The organism is Gracilibacillus thailandensis (genome assembly GCF_010994055.1).
GTDB lineage: Bacteria > Bacillota > Bacilli > Bacillales > Amphibacillaceae > Gracilibacillus > Gracilibacillus lacisalsi.
The window spans coordinates 18,261-39,587 of record NZ_WJID01000019.1; the positions used below are offsets into that span (position 1 = coordinate 18,261).

The 21,327-nt window shown below is 33.0% G+C and carries 26 protein-coding genes and 1 pseudogene; all 27 read right to left on the minus strand.

Translation table 11 applies throughout. The annotated features are described in order from the left end of the window. Window positions 1-40 precede the first annotated feature (40 nt). Window positions 41-304 carry a hypothetical protein gene (locus GH715_RS07375; protein ID WP_153834942.1) on the minus strand — a complete coding sequence of 88 codons (264 nt, stop codon included), beginning with the start codon at window positions 302-304 and terminating at the stop codon, window positions 41-43. A gap of 197 nt (window positions 305-501) precedes the next feature. Next, entirely contained in the window at window positions 502-978 is a 477-nt protein-coding gene (locus GH715_RS07380) for a helix-turn-helix domain-containing protein (protein ID WP_144547122.1), read from the minus strand. 36 nt (window positions 979-1,014) lie between these two features. Next, window positions 1,015-1,893 (minus strand): hypothetical protein, encoded by an 879-nt coding sequence (locus tag GH715_RS07385; RefSeq protein ID WP_153834941.1) that lies wholly within the window; start codon window positions 1,891-1,893, stop codon window positions 1,015-1,017. Window positions 1,894-1,898: 5 nt separating this feature from the next. Next, window positions 1,899-2,264: a hypothetical protein gene (locus GH715_RS07390; protein ID WP_144547118.1), complete on the minus strand. Its 366-nt coding sequence runs from the start codon at window positions 2,262-2,264 to the stop codon at window positions 1,899-1,901. 2 nt (window positions 2,265-2,266) lie between these two features. Further along, entirely contained in the window at window positions 2,267-2,662 is a 396-nt protein-coding gene (locus GH715_RS07395; protein ID WP_144547116.1) for a DUF3846 domain-containing protein, read from the minus strand. A gap of 51 nt (window positions 2,663-2,713) precedes the next feature. Further along, window positions 2,714-2,989, minus strand: coding sequence for a hypothetical protein (locus GH715_RS07400; RefSeq protein ID WP_144547114.1), 276 nt, complete (start codon window positions 2,987-2,989; stop codon window positions 2,714-2,716). A 363-nt stretch (window positions 2,990-3,352) separates the two neighbouring features. Further along, complete coding sequence (locus GH715_RS07405; protein WP_144547112.1) at window positions 3,353-3,745, minus strand: type II toxin-antitoxin system death-on-curing family toxin; 393 nt, start codon at window positions 3,743-3,745, stop codon at window positions 3,353-3,355. A 14-nt stretch (window positions 3,746-3,759) separates the two neighbouring features. Next, complete coding sequence (locus GH715_RS07410) at window positions 3,760-4,035, minus strand: AbrB/MazE/SpoVT family DNA-binding domain-containing protein (RefSeq protein ID WP_153834940.1); 276 nt, start codon at window positions 4,033-4,035, stop codon at window positions 3,760-3,762. A 185-nt stretch (window positions 4,036-4,220) separates the two neighbouring features. Beyond that, window positions 4,221-4,445 (minus strand): CDP-alcohol phosphatidyltransferase, encoded by a 225-nt coding sequence (locus GH715_RS07415; RefSeq protein WP_144547109.1) that lies wholly within the window; start codon window positions 4,443-4,445, stop codon window positions 4,221-4,223. A gap of 400 nt (window positions 4,446-4,845) precedes the next feature. Continuing rightward, entirely contained in the window at window positions 4,846-6,132 is a 1,287-nt protein-coding gene (locus GH715_RS07420; protein ID WP_153834939.1) for an IS110 family RNA-guided transposase, read from the minus strand. A gap of 189 nt (window positions 6,133-6,321) precedes the next feature. After that, the gene (locus GH715_RS07425; protein WP_144547107.1) at window positions 6,322-6,690 is read right to left on the minus strand and encodes a hypothetical protein; all 369 of its coding nucleotides are present in this window, start codon (window positions 6,688-6,690) and stop codon (window positions 6,322-6,324) included. After that, window positions 6,690-7,031 carry a hypothetical protein gene (locus GH715_RS07430; RefSeq protein ID WP_144547105.1) on the minus strand — a complete coding sequence of 114 codons (342 nt, stop codon included), beginning with the start codon at window positions 7,029-7,031 and terminating at the stop codon, window positions 6,690-6,692. The genes GH715_RS07425 and GH715_RS07430 overlap by 1 nt, the downstream gene beginning before the upstream one ends. Before the next feature lie 24 nt (window positions 7,032-7,055). Beyond that, window positions 7,056-7,763: a RecB family exonuclease gene (locus GH715_RS07435; protein WP_153834938.1), complete on the minus strand. Its 708-nt coding sequence runs from the start codon at window positions 7,761-7,763 to the stop codon at window positions 7,056-7,058. 13 nt (window positions 7,764-7,776) lie between these two features. Further along, entirely contained in the window at window positions 7,777-8,250 is a 474-nt protein-coding gene (gene ssb / locus GH715_RS21520; protein WP_144547199.1) for a single-stranded DNA-binding protein, read from the minus strand. A 429-nt stretch (window positions 8,251-8,679) separates the two neighbouring features. Beyond that, a pseudogene (locus GH715_RS21525) lies at window positions 8,680-8,958 on the minus strand (CHC2 zinc finger domain-containing protein); the annotation flags it as partial. After that, complete coding sequence (locus GH715_RS07445) at window positions 8,918-9,316, minus strand: hypothetical protein (RefSeq protein ID WP_153834936.1); 399 nt, start codon at window positions 9,314-9,316, stop codon at window positions 8,918-8,920. The gene GH715_RS07445 and the pseudogene GH715_RS21525, both read right to left, overlap by 41 nt. Beyond that, entirely contained in the window at window positions 9,313-10,122 is an 810-nt protein-coding gene (locus GH715_RS07450; RefSeq protein WP_153834935.1) for an ERF family protein, read from the minus strand. Before GH715_RS07450 ends, GH715_RS07445 begins: the two co-directional genes overlap by 4 nt. Window positions 10,123-10,667: 545 nt before the next feature. After that, a complete protein-coding gene (locus GH715_RS07455; protein WP_153834934.1) occupies window positions 10,668-11,384 on the minus strand; it encodes a hypothetical protein in 717 nt (238 codons plus the stop codon). A gap of 14 nt (window positions 11,385-11,398) precedes the next feature. Then, window positions 11,399-11,854: a metal-dependent hydrolase gene (locus GH715_RS07460; RefSeq protein ID WP_153834933.1), complete on the minus strand. Its 456-nt coding sequence runs from the start codon at window positions 11,852-11,854 to the stop codon at window positions 11,399-11,401. Window positions 11,855-12,271: 417 nt separating this feature from the next. Next, a complete protein-coding gene (locus tag GH715_RS07465) occupies window positions 12,272-13,129 on the minus strand; it encodes a hypothetical protein (RefSeq protein ID WP_153834932.1) in 858 nt (285 codons plus the stop codon). A 69-nt stretch (window positions 13,130-13,198) separates the two neighbouring features. Beyond that, window positions 13,199-15,019, minus strand: coding sequence for a type IV secretory system conjugative DNA transfer family protein (locus tag GH715_RS07470; protein ID WP_153834931.1), 1,821 nt, complete (start codon window positions 15,017-15,019; stop codon window positions 13,199-13,201). Between the two features lie 162 nt (window positions 15,020-15,181). Beyond that, window positions 15,182-15,934, minus strand: a complete 753-nt coding sequence (locus tag GH715_RS07475; RefSeq protein ID WP_153834930.1) for a hypothetical protein — start codon at window positions 15,932-15,934, stop codon at window positions 15,182-15,184. Between the two features lie 17 nt (window positions 15,935-15,951). Continuing rightward, window positions 15,952-17,103 (minus strand): CpaF/VirB11 family protein, encoded by a 1,152-nt coding sequence (locus GH715_RS07480; RefSeq protein ID WP_153834929.1) that lies wholly within the window; start codon window positions 17,101-17,103, stop codon window positions 15,952-15,954. Window positions 17,104-17,126: 23 nt separating this feature from the next. Then, window positions 17,127-17,813, minus strand: coding sequence for a type II secretion system F family protein (locus GH715_RS07485; protein ID WP_153834928.1), 687 nt, complete (start codon window positions 17,811-17,813; stop codon window positions 17,127-17,129). A gap of 16 nt (window positions 17,814-17,829) precedes the next feature. Continuing rightward, window positions 17,830-18,171, minus strand: a complete 342-nt coding sequence (locus GH715_RS07490; protein ID WP_153834927.1) for a hypothetical protein — start codon at window positions 18,169-18,171, stop codon at window positions 17,830-17,832. A gap of 15 nt (window positions 18,172-18,186) precedes the next feature. Beyond that, window positions 18,187-18,585: a hypothetical protein gene (locus GH715_RS07495; RefSeq protein ID WP_153834926.1), complete on the minus strand. Its 399-nt coding sequence runs from the start codon at window positions 18,583-18,585 to the stop codon at window positions 18,187-18,189. Window positions 18,586-18,612: 27 nt separating this feature from the next. Further along, a complete protein-coding gene (locus tag GH715_RS07500; RefSeq protein WP_153834925.1) occupies window positions 18,613-21,216 on the minus strand; it encodes a hypothetical protein in 2,604 nt (867 codons plus the stop codon). Window positions 21,217-21,327 lie beyond the last annotated feature (111 nt).

Below are 21,327 nucleotides of genomic sequence, written 5' to 3' on the forward strand. Positions count from 1 at the left end.
TAGTCTTTTTTTTGTGTTTATTATCTGCTATTTTCTCCTTCTAAATATACCTGCTTGTTATGTTTTTTCGTTTCCCCTTTAGCGTATGGTAAAGAAATTTAATTAACTTATATGCTAAAAAGGCAAATAAAATAGGAATACCAATTTGAATGCATATCACTAAGAAAAACATCAGCATTGGTAAGGCAACAATAAAACCCATAAGAAAGAAGATTGATAGTATTATCATTGCTACCAATAAAATTTTCTTTGCTCTTTCTGATAATTCATTGTATCCCTTTTTTACTGACTTTCCTACTTTCATTTTTCATTCCCTCTTTCTTAGTTTTTCCTACAGACTTATCACTTACTTTTAATACCATCATTTATATAAGATTCTTTAATATCTTTATCCATCCGAAAATTGATAACCAAAGAGGAATACTTAAAGTAATTCCCCATGTAAATCCTTTAAGAAAGTTGGATTTATCAGTATCAGTATGATAAATACTTTCATTATTTTTAATTTCCATTTTGTTTCGTTCCTTTATAAGTTTCTAAATAACTTTCAATAACTTTCTTTATAAACTTTAAATCCCTATCATTTAATAAAATATTCTTATAATATTTTTGATTCACTAGATCTTCTAAGTGATAATTCAAATCATTTACAGGGTAATCAAAAGTATCGCTTTCTAAGCTTTCATTTTTAATTTTGCAAATAGTAAATGGAGAATTTACTTGTTTTGGTTTTTCTGTGAATCCTGCTAATTCAAATAATTTAAATGTTATTTCCTTACCATCTAATCTATTTGTTTCAGCAAGTGCTTTAGCAATCTTTACTAGAATTTTCTTGCTCGGCTTTACAGATTTTCCACTAGCGCGACTATATCCATTCTCAATATCAAGCCAATAACTATGACTTATACCAGCCCTATCAGCAATTTTTCTAGCAGATTCATTCCCTCTTAATTTCCTTATATAATGATTAAGTTCCAAAGCATTATTTCCTTTCTTCCTATTATTAAGATATTTTTAAATGTTTAAGCTCCAAACTCCACGATCAACAGCTGTAAAGTTGTCGTGTAATTGCAATGTCTGTCTAATTTTTTCTTTCCAATGGTTATTTTTTAAAGCTTTTTTACTACCTTCTATGACCTTATAAATTTGAGATAAGGTTGCTTTTCCACCAAGCCATTCTAGTGCACCTTGAATCAAATCTCTCCAAGTGATGTTCTGGAATTGACGTAAATCAAAAGACTGTGTGACTGTGCGTTTTAATTGAACAGCCCATACCTCATTCTTTTTAAACACCAAAAGATGTTCGTGAACAATTGGAATGAAGTTGTTGTTAGAATACGTTTTGTTATTCGATAAACAGTTATGCTGCGCTTTGATGATATGACTTTCCAGATCACCAAACCAGGTCATGTCTTTTATTATCGAATAATATTTCCCTTTTTTACGTACATCACCAATAAGGAAGGCGTGTCGCCCACCATTTAATAAGGACTGATAGATTTTTGCATTAACCTTGTCCAACTTTGCTATGAATTCTTCATAGCTCATTACATTGGATAAATCATCTGGATCATATGAACCTCTTTGAGTTTCATATCGAATAATATCCCAATAAGGTGGATGGCTAAAAACAAAATCTGATCCTGTCGGCATTTCCGAAACTAACGCATTCCAGCCATTATTTAAATCTAAATGAACTGAATTTGTTATGCCTAAATCCTTTGCAACGTCTAAGCCTGTTCCACCACCAGAGAATACTTCAACGAACTTTTTAGGCTTGGAATTTGGGTAGAAATGTTCAATCAAGTCTTTAATAACAAAACCAGAGCAATTCCCCCGATAAGAAGAATTGCCCCAGTTTCCACGATTGGAATAGCTGATTAATGACTTCATTTGTTTCAGCCCCTTCCAACCACTAATTCATTCTTGAATTTTTCTTCAAGCATTTTCATCTTTTGAAAAATTAATGCATTCGTTTGAGCTTCAATTAATATTTGGTTTAAATCCGTTTCAATTTCAGTATTTTTCCACCCATTAGCTTCAACATAAATGTCAGTATCATCATTCTCATGATTGATTACAACCAACATTTTTTTGCTTGGAGAAATGTGATTATTAATGAAAATATGGTAATTATCATCTTCTACTTCCACATTTTCTACAAAAAAATCTAAAGCTTCAGTAATGGAATATACTTTCTCGATAGCAAATAAACTAATTAGCTCTATTCTTTCTTCATTCTTGATTTTTAAAATCTCTTTCATTTTTATAACCCCCTTGTAACGCCAATAACATTCATTTTGCCTTCTAATTTTGTCATTAACTCAAAGGCTTCCTCTGTTTCCATACCAACTAAGCTAACTCCATCTTCATCAATTTCTTTTTTTAGAAAGAGAAGATTACCAGCTAGTTGGATTCGACCATACTGAGTTTGAATATCAAAGACGGGGTTTCCTTCTACTAGCAGACCTTCATCATCAACTACAATGTCGAATTCATCATCAAACCTTGCAATATCAATCATGTCTGCATTAATTAGTTCGCGATATTTTTTCAGGTTATCATCTTCCGTTTCAACTTCTACAACACCAACTCTCACCATTTCAAAGTTGGGATAGAATTTCACTAATACACCTTTCTTTGTGTTTACTGCTGTTTTCATAAATACTCTCTCCTTTTAAATGTAATTTTAAAATCTCTTTCTCTTATAGCTTTAAACTAAGCTATAAACCTTTTTAAATTGTCCGATCGTTTTATATAGCGTCTGCTTATGCTGACCATTAACAAATGTTCTGTTCATGATTTGAACATAATCATTCAATTTATAATGGTTAATTATTGAATGCATAAAGCTACTTGCTATATCTTCGGACACGTTACTTACTTGATCTATGATTTTATTACCTAAATCACTAATTTCTACAAGTAGAACGTGATAATGAAGGAAGTCGAACTCATAGATCACAATGCAGTATTTCTCTTTCTGCAAACATTTTTCACTCCTTTCCTGTTTTGGTTTTATATAATAAAAAAAGCCAATCGTATCCCTTCGAAAAAATAAAGAGAACAATTGACTTTTTTATATCAACTATTAAATTTTTCATTAATAACGAGAACACAATTTTTAGTAACTAAGTAGTTACAACTTCCTTATCCCATTTGGGAAATAGAAGTAACAATTTTTCGTTAGTCTTTTCTCCTGTATAGTGGAGAATACACTAACCACTCAATAAATAATGAGTGAGAAAAACAAAATAAATATAATTATATTATAACGGAATGCTGTTATAAATTTCAATACCTTTTCAAAAAAATAAGAGCATATCAATGATATATTGATATGCCCCATTATCTATCTATTTACTGAATTCTGCTCGATCCATTCTGCTATTTCACTAATTTCTGGCTTTTCCTTAACAACCATTACAGTAAATTCTACTGCTTCTCTTTGATTAGCGATTAAGTTATAACCATTTAGCCACAAAAATTGTTTCATAGCCGAAAAACCTGTTCGTTTATTAGCATTATGGAAAGAATGGTTTTGTGTTAAACTCGCAAAAAGTGCAGCTGCTTTATCAAAAATTGTAGGATAAGCATCTTGACCAAATACAGTTTGTTTAGGTCTGTGTAATGCACTTTGTAAAAGTCCAACATCTTTTACTCCTTGTTGTTCTCCTGGTGTGTACTTTTGTATTACTATTGAATTGATAAATATTACTTCTTTTTCTGTTAGATATCTTACCATAATTGCCTTACCTACTACCTATCTGCTAAATTTTCTAAGGTTTGATCGTAATTATCAAATAAGTCTTTTAAACCTTCTATAAATTCTTGATCAATACCTTCTAAAACTTCAACATTTATAGGATTGTGTTTTTTAATTATTACAGTTCCATCTTCTTCTAAATTGAATTTTATTTCATCACCTTGTTTGATGTTTGCATGTTTTAATACTTCTTGTGGCAAAGTTAATCCTAAACTGTTACCAATTCTCGTTACTTTTCGTTCCATTTCTTTCACCGCCACAGTCATCATTTTTATTTCACTCCTTTTAATATTCTTATCACTTTTCATTAAAGTTATAACAAGAATATAAAATTTTACTGTTATAACGGTTATTACTTGTATATTATTATATCAGTCAACCCTTTATTTGTACATAATAATACACCAAAAAGTAATAAATAGGCACAAATCATATTTAGTGTTCTTGTCTTTATTTATTCAAATACTGTCCAATAAGAATCTCCTTCACCATCTGCATACAACTTTGTGTATTCAGCCAATGTCATATTTTGAGTTAAGCATTCATCAGAACAGTAGTAATTTAAACCATTATCAATAACATATCCTGAATACATTTTACTGTTGCATTGTGAACAAATTCTATATTCGTTTTGTTCTTCTGTCTGGTCAAGGTGTTCTTCATAAATAGCTTTTGTCACTTTCTTCACTCCCTCATTAAATTAATAATTTCTTAAAATATCTTCGTTTTTCTTTGATTTCCTAATGAACTATTGAAGTTTCATTAATTGGTGGCCACCAATTAATGAAAAATTAGGTTGAATTTGGAATCAATTATTATACCTAAATAAGCTTCAAAGGATTTTTTCCTTTTTTTAGGATAAATTAATATAATCGCACCTTTGGATCTCCACATCAAACATGGTGGTACACCCTCCCATATCTCACAGCGTCGATGCGCAAAAATTCCTTCGTTCAACCTAACCATGCGTGGATGCCGAATATGCTCCTTTAGTGGGTCTATGCCCTGAGTGATTAATATTGATCGGCTAATCCTGTGCTTCAATTGTCAATGTCTTATCAAAGTGTTAACGGTGATATTTATGCAGCTTGGTTGATATTGTCTAACATAGGTATGTCAGCCAACATTCTTGATTCGCTAAACGCACACTCACGTGTGCCTAATACAAAGAAAATCTTAATTAGTTTACGGCTCAAAGCGACAAAGGATTGCTTTCCAGTCAATGGGTTGTTAGGTCGATTTCGATAATATTCATGTAACTGTTTAAAACCTTCATTGTGACAAGATAATGGTCTCGCTACTTGGAATAGAATGGAGCGTAGACGCCTTCTCCCACGTTTTGAAATCGATGTCCGACCTTTATGAAGTCCTGACTGGTTCATCGTTAAATTCAGTCCCGCTAATTTAATGATCTGGCGTGGATCTGAGTAATTAGAAAGGTCTCCAACTTCAGCGAAAAAACCTGCAACGGTCATCGCACTAACCCCTTTTATAGCTGTCATTTCAACAGCTCCGGGAATATGTTGGATGAGTACCTCAAGTTGCTCTTGATGAACTTGCAATCGCTTGGTTAGTAACTCATATTGCTCGACTAAATATTTGAGCTCTTGCTTTGCCATGTTCAATCCAATCTGTAAGCCAACAGATTGTTCAGCGGCTTGTTTAAGCTCTTGAACCCGCTTTAGGCCTACGGCTCTTTTCGCTGCTTTGTTTATTTCGTTTAAAAGCTCTTCCTCAGTTGACTGAATAATGTCACGGGGGAAATAGCCCTGTTTTAGTAGTTGAATCGCAGCTTTTCCAGTCCAGCTTTTGAACACTTGCTGGAACTCCGGGAAATAGCGGTCAAGCAAGTTATGCATTTGAGCTTTAATCGATGATAAATCCTCTTGAATGATGTCATAAAGCTTCATGCCTTCGCGAAGTTCAGCGTACACATCTTCAGGTAGTGTCGGTTCATGAAACCGACCATCGCGGACAACTTGTGCAATCACTTTAGCGTCCTTCGTGTCGTTTTTAGTTGGAGAATCATCATCCAGTTCTTTCGAACGTTTAACCTTCATCGGATTCACCACGACTGTCTGCAGGCCTCGATCCTTTAAATAGTAAGCAAGGTTTAACCAGTAGTGGCCCGTTGGTTCCATGCCAATGATGACATGAGTTCGATTGAGTTTATTAGATAGAGATTCAATCCAATCAAGTAGATTGGTGAAACCTTCAAATGAGTTGTGGAACATGAGTCGTTTAGCGAGATCAAGCCCACGATCATCAATAGCACGCGCAACATGCTTTTGTTTTGCGATGTCTACTCCGATAATCAATGTGTTTTCTGTAATTTGCTTTAATCGTTGATTTTGTGTAAAATCCAATTTGAGTCCTCCTTCGGTATTTTCGAGGTCCTTGCAGACACTCTCTATACTACCAAGGAGGTCTTTTTTTGTATAATCACGAAATCTTCGATTTTGAGTCAAATTTTTTTATTACAGGAATGCTCCTTATATTATTAAAAAAGACAGGCTACTAAGCCTTTAATAGACTTTGCAACCTGTCGTCTGTCTTTATTTTTTCCGATTAACAAATCGATTAGATACCTTTTTCTTTGCAAAATTAGCAAGGTAATCATCATCTAACTCAAATTTATCAATCTTTGGTTTAGAAATAGTCACAACACTATATGGATCAGTTGTTAAACCATCAATCACTAAAGATTTTAGGAATTCTTTAGTTTTATCAGATTCACTAAAATCCCAAGAAACCGATTGTTGAAATTTCCAAACTGTGTCTCCTGCAACTAATTCACCATTTTCTTCAACATACTCTTTTAATTGTTTTTTCATTTCTTTTACCGTTGCTTCCAAGCGTAATATTTCGTTTGAAAGCTCAATTGCTTGTTGCTCTGTTAGTTTAGAAGTAGTTTGAGTAGCCATTATAAAACCACTTCCTTTCTAACAGGGGTGAACTCTCTTTCTTTATCTAAAGAAGGAACTAATGAAGGATCTTTTACAAGAACATATGTCTTTAATTTATATACTTCTCTTACAATCAATTTAAGGACTGCTAAACCTTCAGAATAAGGAATTTCTTTCACTCCCAATAAATTAGGGTTATTGTCTACTGTAACTAATCGAGTAAACTTTCCATTTTCGTATGAAAGAACCCCTTTTCCAATGCCTGTGTCCTCATAAGATACAATAATTCTGCTAATCCCGTCTTTTCTCATTCGTTCCATGCTTTCTTGAACAGTTAATACTTTACCTTTTAAATTCATTTTTAAAATCCCCTCTCTTAAATTTTAAAATTGAAATGAGTTTTGTTTATAGCAATCAACTACAAACGGACAATGATCACATAAACTAGAAGCCTTATATGGAAATAATTCATTCCATTTATTTGGCGCGAACTCTAACATTTCTAATTTGAAGTTAATCTCGCTTACCAGGTTTCTAGCCCACTCGACAGCTTCATTCATTATGGTTTGATCAAACACATGAGAACTTTCTCTACGCTGACGTAAAAATAATAGTGATCCTTGTACCTCATTAAATCCTTTCAATTGAGATAAAGCCCACGCATATAACGCAATTTGGTAATTGTCCAATACGTTGTAGGCTACTCGGTTAGTTTTGTAATCGAAGATCCGATTACCATTAACAAGGTCGATATATCCCTGTAGCTCTGGAGAATCTTCGTTATCATAAAAAAGAGGGATACGGAAATATAATTCCGTTTCCCCCTCTAAATTTTGAATAGGTGCTTTTCTCACAAGCTCTCTGATCTCATCAGGAGTTACTTCTTCGTGAAAATCGCACTCTATCAATCCTTGTTTTATTGCTTCCTCAAAATCAGTACCTTTTACTAATTGCTCTAACGATTTATGAACTGCCTTACCCAAAGCTAATGGTTTAGTAACAGGTTCTTCTTTTTCAAGAATGTACTTGTAATAAAACCTTTGAGGACATTGTTCATATAACTTTAACCGACTAAACGAAAATAGTTTCATGCTGATCTACCCTTTAAAATGGTAATTCATCATCATTAATGTCTATCGGTTGTCCAGCATTAGTAAATGGATCTTGATTTTGAGTTGGCTGTCCTTGATTTTGGTATGGCTGCCCTTGATTTTGATAATTGCCATTATTACTGTTGTTGTTTCCATTCTCCCACTTCTTAACTTTTAAGAATTGTGGAAAACCCTCAACTACAAATTCAGTAACGTAAACTTTCTTACCATCTTGTCCATCATAGGAACGTGTTTGAACACGAGCTTCAATAGCGATTGTGTCACCTTTAGATAGCTGATTAGCCATGTTTTCTGCTGGTTTATTCCATACAATACAACGAATAAAGTCAGCTTCACGATCTCCATTTTGATTTGGAACAGCTCTAGTTAATGCTAAATTAAAATTAGCTACAGCCTTTCCATTTGGAGTATAACGAAGTTCCACATCACTACCTAATCTTCCTACAAATACACATTTGTTAAGCATTTGAAAATCCTCTCCTTCATCATTTTTTAAATTTGATTTATTTATTAGATACGTCTCGTATGGGTGAGTACGCCCAACTAATTCACAAGCTGTGCTTTCCACTTGAAACGTTTTGTCACCTTTACTTTCTTGAAACACTAGATTAAGAAGGTCATCTAAAAACTCTTCTCCAATTTCCTTCTCAACCTCTTTAACTTTTTTAATACATTCATTAAATTCACCTGAACATATACCTACAAAGAGTATTTGGTAACAAAATCTCTTTTTATCACTCACGTAAGATATCCATTCATTCCAAACCTTGTCACGAAAGTCTTTATATAAGTGATAATCATACTCACGATTTTTCACCCAATTAATATCTGGATAGCCAATCATTTTGAGTTGAGATTTCGTCAACCGTTCTGCAGGGTGTTTCTTATAATGAGATCCACTTTGCTGTCGGATTTCTTCGATTAAATCCTGTTCAGATTTACCTTCCAACAACGAAATGAATTTCAAAACGCCCCCACTTTCTTTACAGTACCAACATTTGAACACATTCTTTTCTTCATTAACTGATAGAAAGAATTTATTACTTCTGTTAGCGTCAGCTTCGCAAAAAGGACATTTATATCTCACTTCTTTTTTGTTAATTGATTTAGAATCAACTTCGAGATTGTTCCTTTCAGCTACTTGTAATATGTTGGGTAACAGGCTCGTTTGCACTCTCCTTCACCTTCTTTAAGAATTCAGCCATTTCATTTTTGGTTAGTTGATACCATTTAGGGTTCGGAGTAACTTTTCTTTGTAAGATAGAATAAGAAGGATAATCTTTTTTTACACGTTGTTTATAGTAATTGATCCCTTCTTTCACATAAGGACAATTTTCATGTCCATAAGCCTTACAAATCATACAATCATGAATTACTCTCACTTGTTCAGACCCTTTTTCTTTGCCACATAAGACTGCGGTAAATCCCTGAAATATTGAAGGAAAAAGGGTTACGAAAAATAACCCTTTCACTTCAAAAAACGTTACAGGCTGAATATTAAGCTCTGAAAGATTTTTTAAATCGTCTTTCATTCTGCCTTAGCCTCCTGCACTTCAATTCCTTCGATAAAGTGGAAACCTTGCGCTGATAAGATCTTGAAGTTTGCTATAGAACCTTCCTCAAGACCTTTGGCAACCCCAATTACTTTTTGATCTTTGGCAATTGTAGTTAGGAATTTTCCATCTTTTTCGAGAACTAGCTCGATAAATGGATTTCCCTTACCTGATTTACCTTCTGTTTTCTTTGTCACGACAGCTTCATAAGATTTCAAATCTACATTTGAATTTGCCTGATTATTTGAAGGCTGTTGTTGCTGTTGACTATTTGGTTGACCAGAAGGTTGCTGATAGTTGTTATATTGGTTGCTTTGATTATAATTTTGTTGGCTATTTCCAACTGCGTTGTTTCCATCATCATCTTCTTCTTTTCCTGCAATACCTAAAATGGAAGATAATGAATACCTTCTACCATAAGTAATTGCTGATCCAATATTTTGAGGTGTATTTCCACTTGCTTTAAAAATCATTGGTGGAAATTCTAGTGTTTCACCACTTTCATGTATGAGTGTTGTAGTCACTTTAACCACACCAATTTCGGCAGGGTATGTTTGACCGTTTTTTCCAATATTTTGGATTGTTTCATACATGACATAAGGTGTTTGAATAACAGCAAGACCATGTTTCTTTAATACAGGTTTTGCGATAGACAAAATATCGGATAATGGAACATATTTTGATTTGAAGTAAGTATTATCAACTGAATTTTTTGGGTTCTCCAATTCATTAGTTGCTTTAACTAAAGCAGAATAAATTTCTTTGTTTGAATTTTGATTTTCCATAACAATAATTTCTCTCCTTTGATTTTTTAATTCTTTCTCTCTCTTTGATTGTTAAAATAGATACTGCTTACTAGGTCGATTTCTTAGAATAAATCTAAATTTCATAAATACCGACATATCAGCTCCCCTTTCATTAGTGTTTTTTTATATAAAAAAAAGACAATTGTAGTCCATGTCTAAAGATAAACACAGAAAAACAATTGCCTTTTTATATAAACTATTAATTTTTTTTACATACAAATAATTTTTTACGTTTCCATACAACTAGCCATTAAAATATTCATGGAAAAACAGTTTTTCGTTGATCTTTTCCCTAGTTTGATAGGGAATACACCAACCACTCAATAATAACGAGTGAGTAAAATACTAAATAAATATAGTTTTATTATAACGGAATGCTGTTATAAATTTCAACCCTTTTTTAACAAAAAAATAAACCCTGCCGATCCGTACCGACAGGGTATTGGTCATTAAAAAACCAAAAGAGAAATATTATTGTTAGTTATTATTATATTCATTTGGTCAATAATAGTCAATACTTTTACTTACCCTTTAATCCACTTTTCTGTACTGCTGGAATCATAATGATATATGTCAAATTCACGTTCCTTTAATTGTTCGTCTAATATGACTCTTAACATTAATGGCTGATCGCTTTCCATAAATATTTCAATATCTTTAACATAGTCCAGATTTTCAGTTATCAAGAATATTCGTTTATTAAACTGTCTTTTCCATTTTAAATACATCATTAAGTCTTTAATTCCATTCCGTTCAACATATATATAATACGTCTTATTATTCATTCGTATCCCAGCTGTAAATGGTTTTGGGGTTGGTATGATTTCAAGATCATTAAAAAGATAGCAAAATTGGAAAAATGAAAGACATTTTAAAACTTCTATTGTATTCATTTCAATCCAATAATTAACTTCGTACTCTGGCATAATATGATTTGCACCATACTTACCAATTGTATATATTGGGATTTCTTTATCATTTTTCTCAATCGTGTGTCTTACTAATAGATGGCGATCACACATACTTTTTAATTGCTGTTTTCCAATACCAAAAATATTCTTTATTTGTAATCCCCCTATAACACCTACACTTGCTATGGCTTCTAGGGCTTTTTCTTCCTGAATAGTCCGATTTTCATTAGGTCTATCATATTTCTGATTAGAGGTAATTAATTCCCAATTTATTTTCCATTTGTGATGGATATACGAAAATGGACTAATAAATTCCTCTGTTTTTAACATAAATCCACCCCTTCCTAAATGAAATGTTGGAACTCTTGATAACCTGCGACACAAATCAGGACTACGGTTGCTAACCTTGTTAAACGGTCAATTAATAAATAGTTAAATCTCGAAACACTTATTCCTATACTTTTAGGTAATGGATATAATAGTTTTACTTTACCTGTTGCCATATCGCCTAAGATATGCGTTAATACGCCAATTATAGAAGCTATTGCTATTGATGGACTGAATAAACTCACAATTCCACCTAATAATGCCACGAATAATAATGAATGCGTAAAGGTTCTGTGACCGAACAGCATATTTAATGGTATAGATATAAAGAAAAATAACTTTCCAAATCTGGATCTAGGTTCATCTAAATCTGGTACAACTGCCATAGCCCCACTTATCAATGCAATTTTCCAATCACCTGTAAAAGCATAACCTAATCCTATTCCTGTAACTGCATGAGTTGTCCACTCCAATTATTCCATCCCTTTCATACTCAAATATAAGAATATCGGTCTATAATTTTCTCGACACTATTCAAGTCAGGATTTCCATTTTTATATACATCATTGTAGTACCTGGATAAAATCAAGATTATTTCGTTTCTTTTTTCATTAGTCATTGCGTCATACATAGCGACACATTTGTCAGGTATATTGGCTTCTCTTTCTCTCAACAAACTATTTAATGTTTCATGTAGTGTTCCTAAGTGATGATAAAGCAACCAAGTTATAACTTCTCTTTGTTCATTTGATAAGTTCATTTTCTTCTTTTTAAGATTAATTGAAACCATATTGCTTCAGCCCTTTCAAAATTGGATTTGAAAAAAGGACTGTTAAAAGAGAAACTCCTTTAGCAGCCCTTTATATGTCTCCCCCTGCATAGTTTTGAAACTAGTTTAAAACTCGAACAATTTTAGTTCTGATCTGTTCTTTTTCGGTATCTACATTTACGATACGAACTAAGACTTTATCGCCTTTTTTAACATTTTGGAACTTTAAATGTGGTGCTAGGCTATCAACACCTTCTTCTAAATTTACAAATATACCATAGTTTTGAACACCTGATACTTTCCCTACATATTCACCATTCTTAATATATCTAGTTGCACAATCAGGGAATGGGTTTTTTAGCAATGGTTTATGAGATACCTTAACCTCTCTGTTTTCGTGATCAATTTCTGTTACCTGAACTCGTAAATGATCCCCTGTTTTATAGTGGTCACGTAAGTCGTCAATCCAACCGTAAGTCAATTCAAATACAGGAATGATAACGTCAATACCACCAATATCACCAATCACATGACCTTGATAAACTTCTCTAATAACACAATGAATGTTATAGCCTACATCTATTTTTCGTAACGTAATATCAGCCATTTCTTCTCTTGCTTGTTTTCTTGAAGCTACAAACATATTGGCTTCTTTGTCATATTGCAATACTTTAAAAGTGATCTCTTTTCCTGATAAAGCACGATATTTATTAATTGCTTGTTGATCCTCTATATCAATCCCAGATTCCATTAATGGAATAATACCTTTGATATTCCCTTTCCAAACAATCCCACATACTTCTTTCTTTTGATTAATTTTTAAGCTCTCAAATCCTACTAATTCACCATTAATAATTTTGTTGTTTTGGTATGCTGATTGTATTTCTAACCAATGGTTATCTTCTTCGCTTGTTGGTTTATACTCTGCTTTCTCTGGATCGAATCCCTCAATTAAGATACTGTTTAATACTTCTGCCATTTTTAAATCCTCTCCCTTTATATTTTTATTAATATTAATGTTAATGTTAAGTTAATAAAAAATTAACTTTTACATAAAATCATCTTCGTTATATTTATTTTTAATTAATTCTTCATTATCTTTTTTTGTTTGAGAAGGTTTTGTTTTAACCGCAACACCGCCATGATCCATTTCTGGTTCATATACATTTTCTAAATTAATTTCTTCTTCAACTCGAACCTCGTTAGGAACACGTTTTATTTCTTCTCCATCATTTGATTTAATTTCATTTAAATTGGTTTCATTATCTATATCTGTTGGCTCAATTTCTAAATCAGACAGCATTACTTCTTGATTTTTACTGTTTTCATCTGGTGTATATTCAAGTTCGTGATTAGAAGAAATTGCTTCTATTTGTTGTTTTTCTATATTCAAATCCTCTTTTGTTTCTTGATCATTGATTAATTGTTCCTCTTCTGTTTCTTGCTGTGGTTGCTCTTTAGCTTTCTTAGAAGTGACAAAACTTGTTACCTTTTGTTGTAGACCTTTACTTTGTCTGATTAGCCTTTTACCATTGGTAATAAATTGCATGATTTTGTTTTCATCAATCTTCTTCATATCCCATTCTCTACGGTCTTTCCAATCTCTAGGAACAAACTGTCCGATACCTTCAAACGGCTTTTGAGGTGTACCATTTTTCAAAATTCGACATAAAAAATGGAATCGTTTCATACTGTCTTGTAAATAGGTGTAATGATAACGATATTCTTCAATCTCTGTATCACGATAATGGTCTGGAAAGAACCGAGGTAATAGTATTCTGTTCTTGTAAGTGGATTGTCGCATTACTACTCGATCCTTACCGAATTCTTCTGCAAACTCTTTAGCATCTTCTGAGGATAAACCACAGAAAGCTATTTTATTTCTGCATGAAGTTAATATTGCTTGTTTCATAGCTTTTCCAGAGATTTTCCCTGTTTCTACTTCTAACTGTCCAAGTGATTGTGTCGCGAATACTCCTGCAACACGATAACTCGCTGCAATAGAGAGAAACATTTCTACATCAGGATTAATATACCGACTATATTCGTCTGCAATTAAGAAATGTGGTGTTCTTGTTTTCTCTGTTCCTTCTCGTCTAAATGTTGCACTCTGCAGGTGCATAATAACGAATTTTCCAAAAGCGTCACCTGAACTTTTTAATTTTCCTAGAGAAGTATTGACTAGCAGTATTCCCCCTTCTTCAAGGTGTTTATCTAAGTCAATATCGCTTTTACCGGTAATAATTCGTCTCAATTTTTGGTTTGACGTAATATTTTCTAATTGTGAACGCAAACCAATAACAAGCTTTCTGTATTGGTCTTTTAAAGATCCTAATAGCTCATTTTCAAAGAATGGAATTAGTTCTGAATTAGGATTTTTCATTTTCAACTCTTGAACACGTTTGCCTAGTAACTTTTCATCACGCAACGTTTCAAGTAAATCCATTAAGTCGCAATCATCACCTTTTAACTCTTTTAAAAGTTTAGTTACATTACGTGTAGATAACTCCTGAACAGTCTGGAAGAAGGCTTCTTGTTTCCCGAAAAGACTTTGTAACACTGCTACTGTTGCTTCAGCTACATCATCTTTATCTCCTTCCATAACATTAAAACGGTGGGAATCTGGACTCTCGGGATCAATGTAGATATAAGGTACTTCCATTTCATCACAGTACTCTTTTATATCTTGTACCAAATCACCTTTAGGTTCGATTAAACTAAAACCCACCTTCTTACCTCTTTTCTTTTGCAAGAGTAACTGGTAAGCCATTGGTGAAAGAACCGTTGCACTCTTTCCACAACGTGTAGGACCGACTGCTAATAAATGGGTGAATGGATCATCTCCCCCCCACATAATCGGTTCACTCATGTACTACACTCCTTTCTCTTATTACAACCCTATTTTGTTGCGTTTTTGATAAAGGTTTGGTATATTGAAATTAACCTTTTAAATGTAAATTTTTAAAATCTCATTTCTTAACACTCCCTTTTGTCCGTTACAAAAAGGGAGTGTTTTCTTTTGCTGTCATGCTTATAATTGCAAAGACAGTTCCGCACTTGCTCGTTGCAAGAAAAACATACTGATTAACACTAAAGCATAAGTGGTTATGATAGTTCCGATCGAAAAGATGTCCAATGTTAAGAAAGTGTTATACAGTTCATTTGCAAAACCAACTAAAATTATTGGTAGAGCTAATACCATTCCCATCATTAAAGCAATTTGTCTCTTAGCAAAAAGCTTCTTTCGGTATAGTTCATCTCGTTTTACAATTTCAAAATTGATAGTTTGATTGATTTTGGTGAATAAATCCCCTGATTTTCCACCTTTCTCGTATTTAATTCTCAAAATTTGATGAAATACATCAATGGAATAAAATCTATATTTTTTGAAGTGATTAGTATCTAGTTTGGCTTCATTTTTTAAAGCCTGGATTGTTTTATCAATGTCCTTCTGAATTTCTGGATCAAGGTTACGTTTAGAGCCTTCTAATGCTTTCATTACGTTATATCCAGACTTCAAATAGAAAGTTACGTTAGTTGCATATTTTTGAAGTTCTTTTAATAAATGATTTTCTCGTTTTACCTTCTTTGGAATAAATACTAAGAAGTAAAATGAAAAGAACATAGTAAGAAAACTAACAATTAAGCTAGTAGTAACGTGTTGCGTTGTGATATACAAATAAACTGCTGAAATTGCAAATATCATTAAAAGGTTTAATAGAATTTGTACACCTGTAAATACTCTTAAAATTGGTTCAAGAAACGTGTTTATTTTTTTCTTCATCATTCTTCACCCTTTCGTTAACTACCAATAGCAGCACCTTTTAATGCACGAGGTTTATTGGTTTTAAAACCCGTTTCGTTTTTATACTTAAACACATCAGGCAGTAGATGATACAGCCCTTTATATTTCAGCTCATTAATGGTTTCTTTTGATAGAGGATTCGTAACTAATTTTTCAATGTAATCATTGGCTTTCTCATCATACTCACTTTCAATTGCATAAACAGGAATGTATTCTACACCTTTATCTGTGAAGTCAGTAAACTCAACAATTTCTCTTATGAAACGTTCTATACCATTCTCTGTTTCTCTCATGGTCATATAAATTCCAAATTTTAAGGTGTTCACAATGTCTTTACCTAAAATTAATTCGTTAACTTGGTATTTTTGTCCAATCATAGAAAGCAATCGACTTGGGATTGCCTGTGCTTTTTTAGCATGAAGTGTAGTAATGATAGAGTGATCCGTTAGAGCACTCTCAACCATGTCATATGCTTCTGTACCTCTTGTTTCAGCAATGATTAACCAATCAGGGTTGTTACGAAGTCCTGCTTTTATTAGATCATTATAAGTAACCTTATTTTCTCTTGTTTCTTCCATTAACGTTCTCCAACTGTTAATGTCCTTCTCTGGATAAAGCTCTTTAATATGGCTGTCCATTGTATCCTCAATTAAGGTGATTTTCTTATCAATAAATCCTACTAATAGTTTTTGAAGTTCTGTTTTACCTGAACCGGTCTTACCTGAAATAACCACACTTGTATCTGCCTTAATTAAAACTTCTAATAATTTGGCAACATCTTCATTTGCTAATTGTTCTAGACTTTGAATTGCTAACTTTGGCCTTGAAATACGAATCGCAAATGTACACCCTGAAGGACTGACTGATGAATGGATAAAGTTTACTCGTAAATAAGCTAATTCTGTATCCAAGATAGCGTTGTTATTCGTGAATTCTTTCCCCATTTCATCAGCAATTTTCTTCCCGAGTTGAAAGACTTCATCTTGATCTGGTTGATATTCTGTTTTATATCGCCCTTTTACATTGTTTTGTACAAACATCTCCGTACCATTGAATGAAATGTCTGTAATATTCGGTTCTTTAAGGTATTGATTTAAGAAACTGCTTTCTAATATTTCTTGAATTCGGTCTTGAAGTTCTTTTTCCATGCTTTTATCTCTCCTTCAATCGCTTATAAGTTTAGCTGTGAAAGGTAGGCAATCATTGTGATACCTGTAAATAGGAATATGAAGATTAACCCATAAACCAGTATTGGATTAGCGTGTTTTCCCATTTGATTAACTTTATATTCAATCAGCTCATTTATTTTGTTTTGCTGTAAGTTATTAATCGTATTCTCAAGCTCTTGTACATCTTCTTTATTAATACCTTCCTCGTGAAATTCAAAGATCATTTCCATAATCATGAATGCTTCACTTGAACCGATACTTTCGGCAAACTCTAAAAAAGCCTCTCGGTTATTGATGTTTTGCCTATCTAAATCTTCAACTAATTTTTCTAATTTAGATTTCATTGGCTCATGGATATAAGGAATTGTCGCTTTTAGTGTTTGATACACGTTACCTTGAGTGCTTAATAGCGAAATAAAGTAACGCAAGAACGTTGGGAATTCATATTGAATAATGATGTCATGCTGGTTTTTCTTTGAAACCAATTCTAAATACGGAATTTTAAAACCAATAAACATGACTATAGGAACACCTGCAATTAGCCATACATTCCCTGTTCTAAAGATGATTACTGCATAGATCAGAAAGAAAGCTAAAGCCATCATTAACCGTTTATTGAAGAACTTTTTTTCATCAATATGGAAATGGGAATAATACAATTGACGATTTCTTTCTAATAGAAATTCCATTATTCAAAACTCCTTTCTAATCCGAATTCCTCTTTAATATGGTGGTAGAATTAGATGTTTCAAAGTCACCATATTTATAGTGAATATTGATTTTTTCACCAACAGGAACTCGACCTGTAACTGGATTTCCAGCACTATCTTTAAAAGTGATTTCTACACCTTTTCCTGATAATTCATTGACAGCATGTTCGACTTTATCTGTTACTCCACCTTCTGCCGATACCATTTGTTGCATTTCAGTTGATAAAGTTAATAACTTTGAACCTTCAATATTGTTGATATACATTGTCAGCATGAATGGAATAACGAAAGCCCCAAAGATAAATAACACTGTCATGAAACCTGTTTTTTCACCCATGTTTCAATCACCTCACTAGTCTCCTTTGGTTAAAGTAGTTCTTTGTGTTGAGGTTGATAAGACTGTTCCATCATCATCTAAAATTTGAATTCGGAATTGAACACTCTTAATCTCGTTATCATTATTTGTTACATTTCCACTTTCATCTAAAAAAACATAATCAACTTTTATATCCTTTCCTTGTTCTTTATGTGATCTAGTAATTTCTAATAATAAATTGGCGACTAACGCTCTTTTGTCGAAAGCATTAGTCGCACTCTCTCTCAATTGACCTATACTAGCTGATTCTGTTCCAACTTGTACTTCTTGAATGGCTGAAACATTTGTAGAGTGTCTTAAACCAATATTGGATACCCACAATATTGCTAAGACAAAAATCAATCCAATCACCGTATATTTAATCCAAGTTGTCAATTTACATCCCCACCTTCTTTGTCAGTTTTAATCTGGTAAAGAAGGAAGGATATTTTTTAGTTGATTATATTTCCTTTGAATATCTGATGATCTGAACGAATGTATTAAATCACCTCGTTCATTTGCGAGTGCTTTAATTTGTTGCTGTTGCTCGTATGTGATAACCACAGAATTATCATAATCCTCAAGGTCATGTAACACACGATCATATTCCTCAGAAATTAAAGCATTATCCATTGGACTGCCTATTAAATACTTATCAAACTCGATATTTTTTCGAATTTGAATTTGAATATCTGACAATCCTAATTTGCTGATTAAATAAACGTGTTGATACCAAGTATTAGGCTTTTCTTCTCCGTTACCATCAATATTGAAATAGTAACGAGATCCCTTTGCAAATCCGTTTAACACTTCATCATTGAATTCTTCTCCTGTGTAATCTTCATATTTTTCCTTCGCCTTGTCGTTAATCTCCAATGTGCTGGTCACAGATGAAGGTAAGGAGAATATAAAACCTGTTTCTTTTGTAATAAAGAAGTTGTCTTTCGTGTTAAACGTTAGTTCATCATCTTCCTGTGAACCAACTCTTAATGGAATCGCATAGTCACTAAATACAAAAGATGTTTCATTTTGATAATCTTCTTTCAATGTGTCGTCTACATCATTCGGATAATAATACATATTCTCTGGAATGATATAGAATGGATTGTCGAAATCTGTTGAATACTCAATTGTTTCATTAATTGGTATCCAATTCTGTGAAAGAAGCATTATTGGTGCGTTATTTACTGTATAGCTTTCTCTCTGAACATCTTTATCGATAGTAGAGGACTCTTTTCCATCAACTGTTGCTTTTCTTCCGATTACCATTTGAGTAGTCGGACTTGATGAACCATTAAATATGAATGTTTCACCATACCTATGGTCAGCTTTTAGGGTTTCTTCCCATTTTGCTGTATTTGCATATTCGCCCCAAACTGGTGTATTCTTGTCGAATTTCCATTCAAAACAATCATCACCTTGCTGATCGACACATTTATAATTCTGTTTGTAATGATTGGTGTATTCATATTCAAAGGTGTATTCAATGTTTCGATTTTTAAGGGCATTAGGGTTGCTTACATAAACGTTAATTGGATTGCTATCTGTTTCATTTATTACCCTTGTTGATGAAACGGTGTAATTCTTATTTCGAGTGCGATAATGTGTTCCATCAATTTCTATGGTGTTTAACAATCTTAATCGACTGTCATTATTTTCGTCAGCCTTTTCTAATCTCCATAAGAAATCACCTTTAGCTTTTCCGACTGTTCCATTTGAAATTTCTTTTATTGTTGTAGGATCTGGTAATGCTACTCTGTAATAAAAATTAATCGTCATATTACTGTTCGGTGTTTTTCCAGACTTTTTCTGATCACTCGGATAAGCTACATAAGGGTTGCCATCCTTATCTTTAAATGTACCTCTTGAAACAGGTGAATAAGAGTAATTTTTTCCTACAGTAGCTTTACTTTTATTCGTTTTAAGTTTTTTCCCTGTATCAGCGTCAATATGGTTAATTGTTACATTCACTCGACAATCTTGATCAACATAAACAGTTGAACCATCAGGACAAGATTTTTTGTTCATGCTGTAAGAAAGGATTGCTCTGTCTCCACCAAATGTCCAATAAGGTGAAGCCGTATAGAAAGTTCCACTATTGCGAACCCCATACCATATAGCTGTCCAATCTTCATTTTGTGTTACTCTGGTATAAGCTCGACCTTTTATAAAATATCGTGGTGTATAGGTTTTAAGTCCTCTTGGACTTGAACGCCTAATAACATGGTCACCATTCATAACTAAAACGTTATTATTTACACCACTAGAAAGGTTTAATTTCCCATCGTTATAGCTTAATTTATTGATATTGTAAGGAATTCTTAAATCATCATATAAGGTTCTGTAAGATCCTGATGTTCCAACACGTTTAATAAGATACATTTCCCATTCGGCATCTCTTGTTCCATTTGGAAAAAGCTCATTTAAGGGTAGGTACGCTTTAAATCCAACCCAATCATATTTCATGTTACAAGAGTTAGAACCAGTGTTACTTCTATCTCTTGCCCCATTGGAACACACATTTGTTAAAGTAGATGACGTGCGATAGCCAGCAACATCTAAAGAAGCACTTAATTTAGTCATTTTTGCTTTGTATGTTTTTTGTTCTCCTGTTTTCTTATTAATAGCTCGAATATACGTTGCTTGGTTATCACGAGTATGGTGTCTATAACCCAGCATGGCACTCCAACCTGTAAATGTGAGATAAGGTTGTTTACCTTTTCCAAAGTTTTTATTTTCCACTTTCCAAGCTTGTTTTTTGGATTGCCCTGAAACACCACTATAAATGTCGTAAGCTAGTTTTCTTTTAGATGTAAAACTTAAATCTTTATCAGCTTTATTCCATCTTGAAAGCTTGGTATTTTTAATGGAACTTGTAACTTTATGTGGGCTATAGCTACTACCTGTTGCGTCTCCATCAGGTAGACTAGCAGCGTGAACTGTCATCTGATCGAAAGGGAAGATTGTCAAGGATAATACAATAACTAACATACCAACCAACATACATTTAAAAGATTTTTTTAACATTACCCTTTACCACTTCCTCTTTTATGGAGTAATAAAAAAACAAGAGTATTTATCCAATGTCCTAACTGAATAAATACTCATTTATTTAAATACTCCAATTCAAAATATGTT

Excerpts from the sequence above, each read along its gene's own strand:
- GH715_RS07375 (WP_153834942.1), bottom strand. The coding sequence starts at position 304 with ATGAAAGTAGGAAAGTCAGTAAAAAAGGGATACAATGAATTATCAGAA.
- GH715_RS07385 (WP_153834941.1), bottom strand. The coding sequence starts at position 1,893 with ATGAAGTCATTAATCAGCTATTCCAATCGTGGAAACTGGGGCAATTCT.
- GH715_RS07390 (WP_144547118.1), bottom strand. The coding sequence starts at position 2,264 with ATGAAAGAGATTTTAAAAATCAAGAATGAAGAAAGAATAGAGCTAATT.
- GH715_RS07395 (WP_144547116.1), bottom strand. The coding sequence starts at position 2,662 with ATGAAAACAGCAGTAAACACAAAGAAAGGTGTATTAGTGAAATTCTAT.
- GH715_RS07405 (WP_144547112.1), bottom strand. The coding sequence starts at position 3,745 with ATGGTAAGATATCTAACAGAAAAAGAAGTAATATTTATCAATTCAATA.
- GH715_RS07410 (WP_153834940.1), bottom strand. The coding sequence starts at position 4,035 with ATGATGACTGTGGCGGTGAAAGAAATGGAACGAAAAGTAACGAGAATT.
- GH715_RS07425 (WP_144547107.1), bottom strand. The coding sequence starts at position 6,690 with ATGGCTACTCAAACTACTTCTAAACTAACAGAGCAACAAGCAATTGAG.
- GH715_RS07430 (WP_144547105.1), bottom strand. The coding sequence starts at position 7,031 with ATGAATTTAAAAGGTAAAGTATTAACTGTTCAAGAAAGCATGGAACGA.
- GH715_RS07435 (WP_153834938.1), bottom strand. The coding sequence starts at position 7,763 with ATGAAACTATTTTCGTTTAGTCGGTTAAAGTTATATGAACAATGTCCT.
- ssb (WP_144547199.1), bottom strand. The coding sequence starts at position 8,250 with ATGCTTAACAAATGTGTATTTGTAGGAAGATTAGGTAGTGATGTGGAA.
- GH715_RS07445 (WP_153834936.1), bottom strand. The coding sequence starts at position 9,316 with ATGAAAGACGATTTAAAAAATCTTTCAGAGCTTAATATTCAGCCTGTA.
- GH715_RS07450 (WP_153834935.1), bottom strand. The coding sequence starts at position 10,122 with ATGGAAAATCAAAATTCAAACAAAGAAATTTATTCTGCTTTAGTTAAA.
- GH715_RS07455 (WP_153834934.1), bottom strand. The coding sequence starts at position 11,384 with ATGTTAAAAACAGAGGAATTTATTAGTCCATTTTCGTATATCCATCAC.
- GH715_RS07465 (WP_153834932.1), bottom strand. The coding sequence starts at position 13,129 with ATGGCAGAAGTATTAAACAGTATCTTAATTGAGGGATTCGATCCAGAG.
- GH715_RS07470 (WP_153834931.1), bottom strand. The coding sequence starts at position 15,019 with ATGAGTGAACCGATTATGTGGGGGGGAGATGATCCATTCACCCATTTA.
- GH715_RS07475 (WP_153834930.1), bottom strand. The coding sequence starts at position 15,934 with ATGAAGAAAAAAATAAACACGTTTCTTGAACCAATTTTAAGAGTATTT.
- GH715_RS07480 (WP_153834929.1), bottom strand. The coding sequence starts at position 17,103 with ATGGAAAAAGAACTTCAAGACCGAATTCAAGAAATATTAGAAAGCAGT.
- GH715_RS07485 (WP_153834928.1), bottom strand. The coding sequence starts at position 17,813 with ATGGAATTTCTATTAGAAAGAAATCGTCAATTGTATTATTCCCATTTC.
- GH715_RS07490 (WP_153834927.1), bottom strand. The coding sequence starts at position 18,171 with ATGGGTGAAAAAACAGGTTTCATGACAGTGTTATTTATCTTTGGGGCT.
- GH715_RS07500 (WP_153834925.1), bottom strand. The coding sequence starts at position 21,216 with ATGTTAAAAAAATCTTTTAAATGTATGTTGGTTGGTATGTTAGTTATT.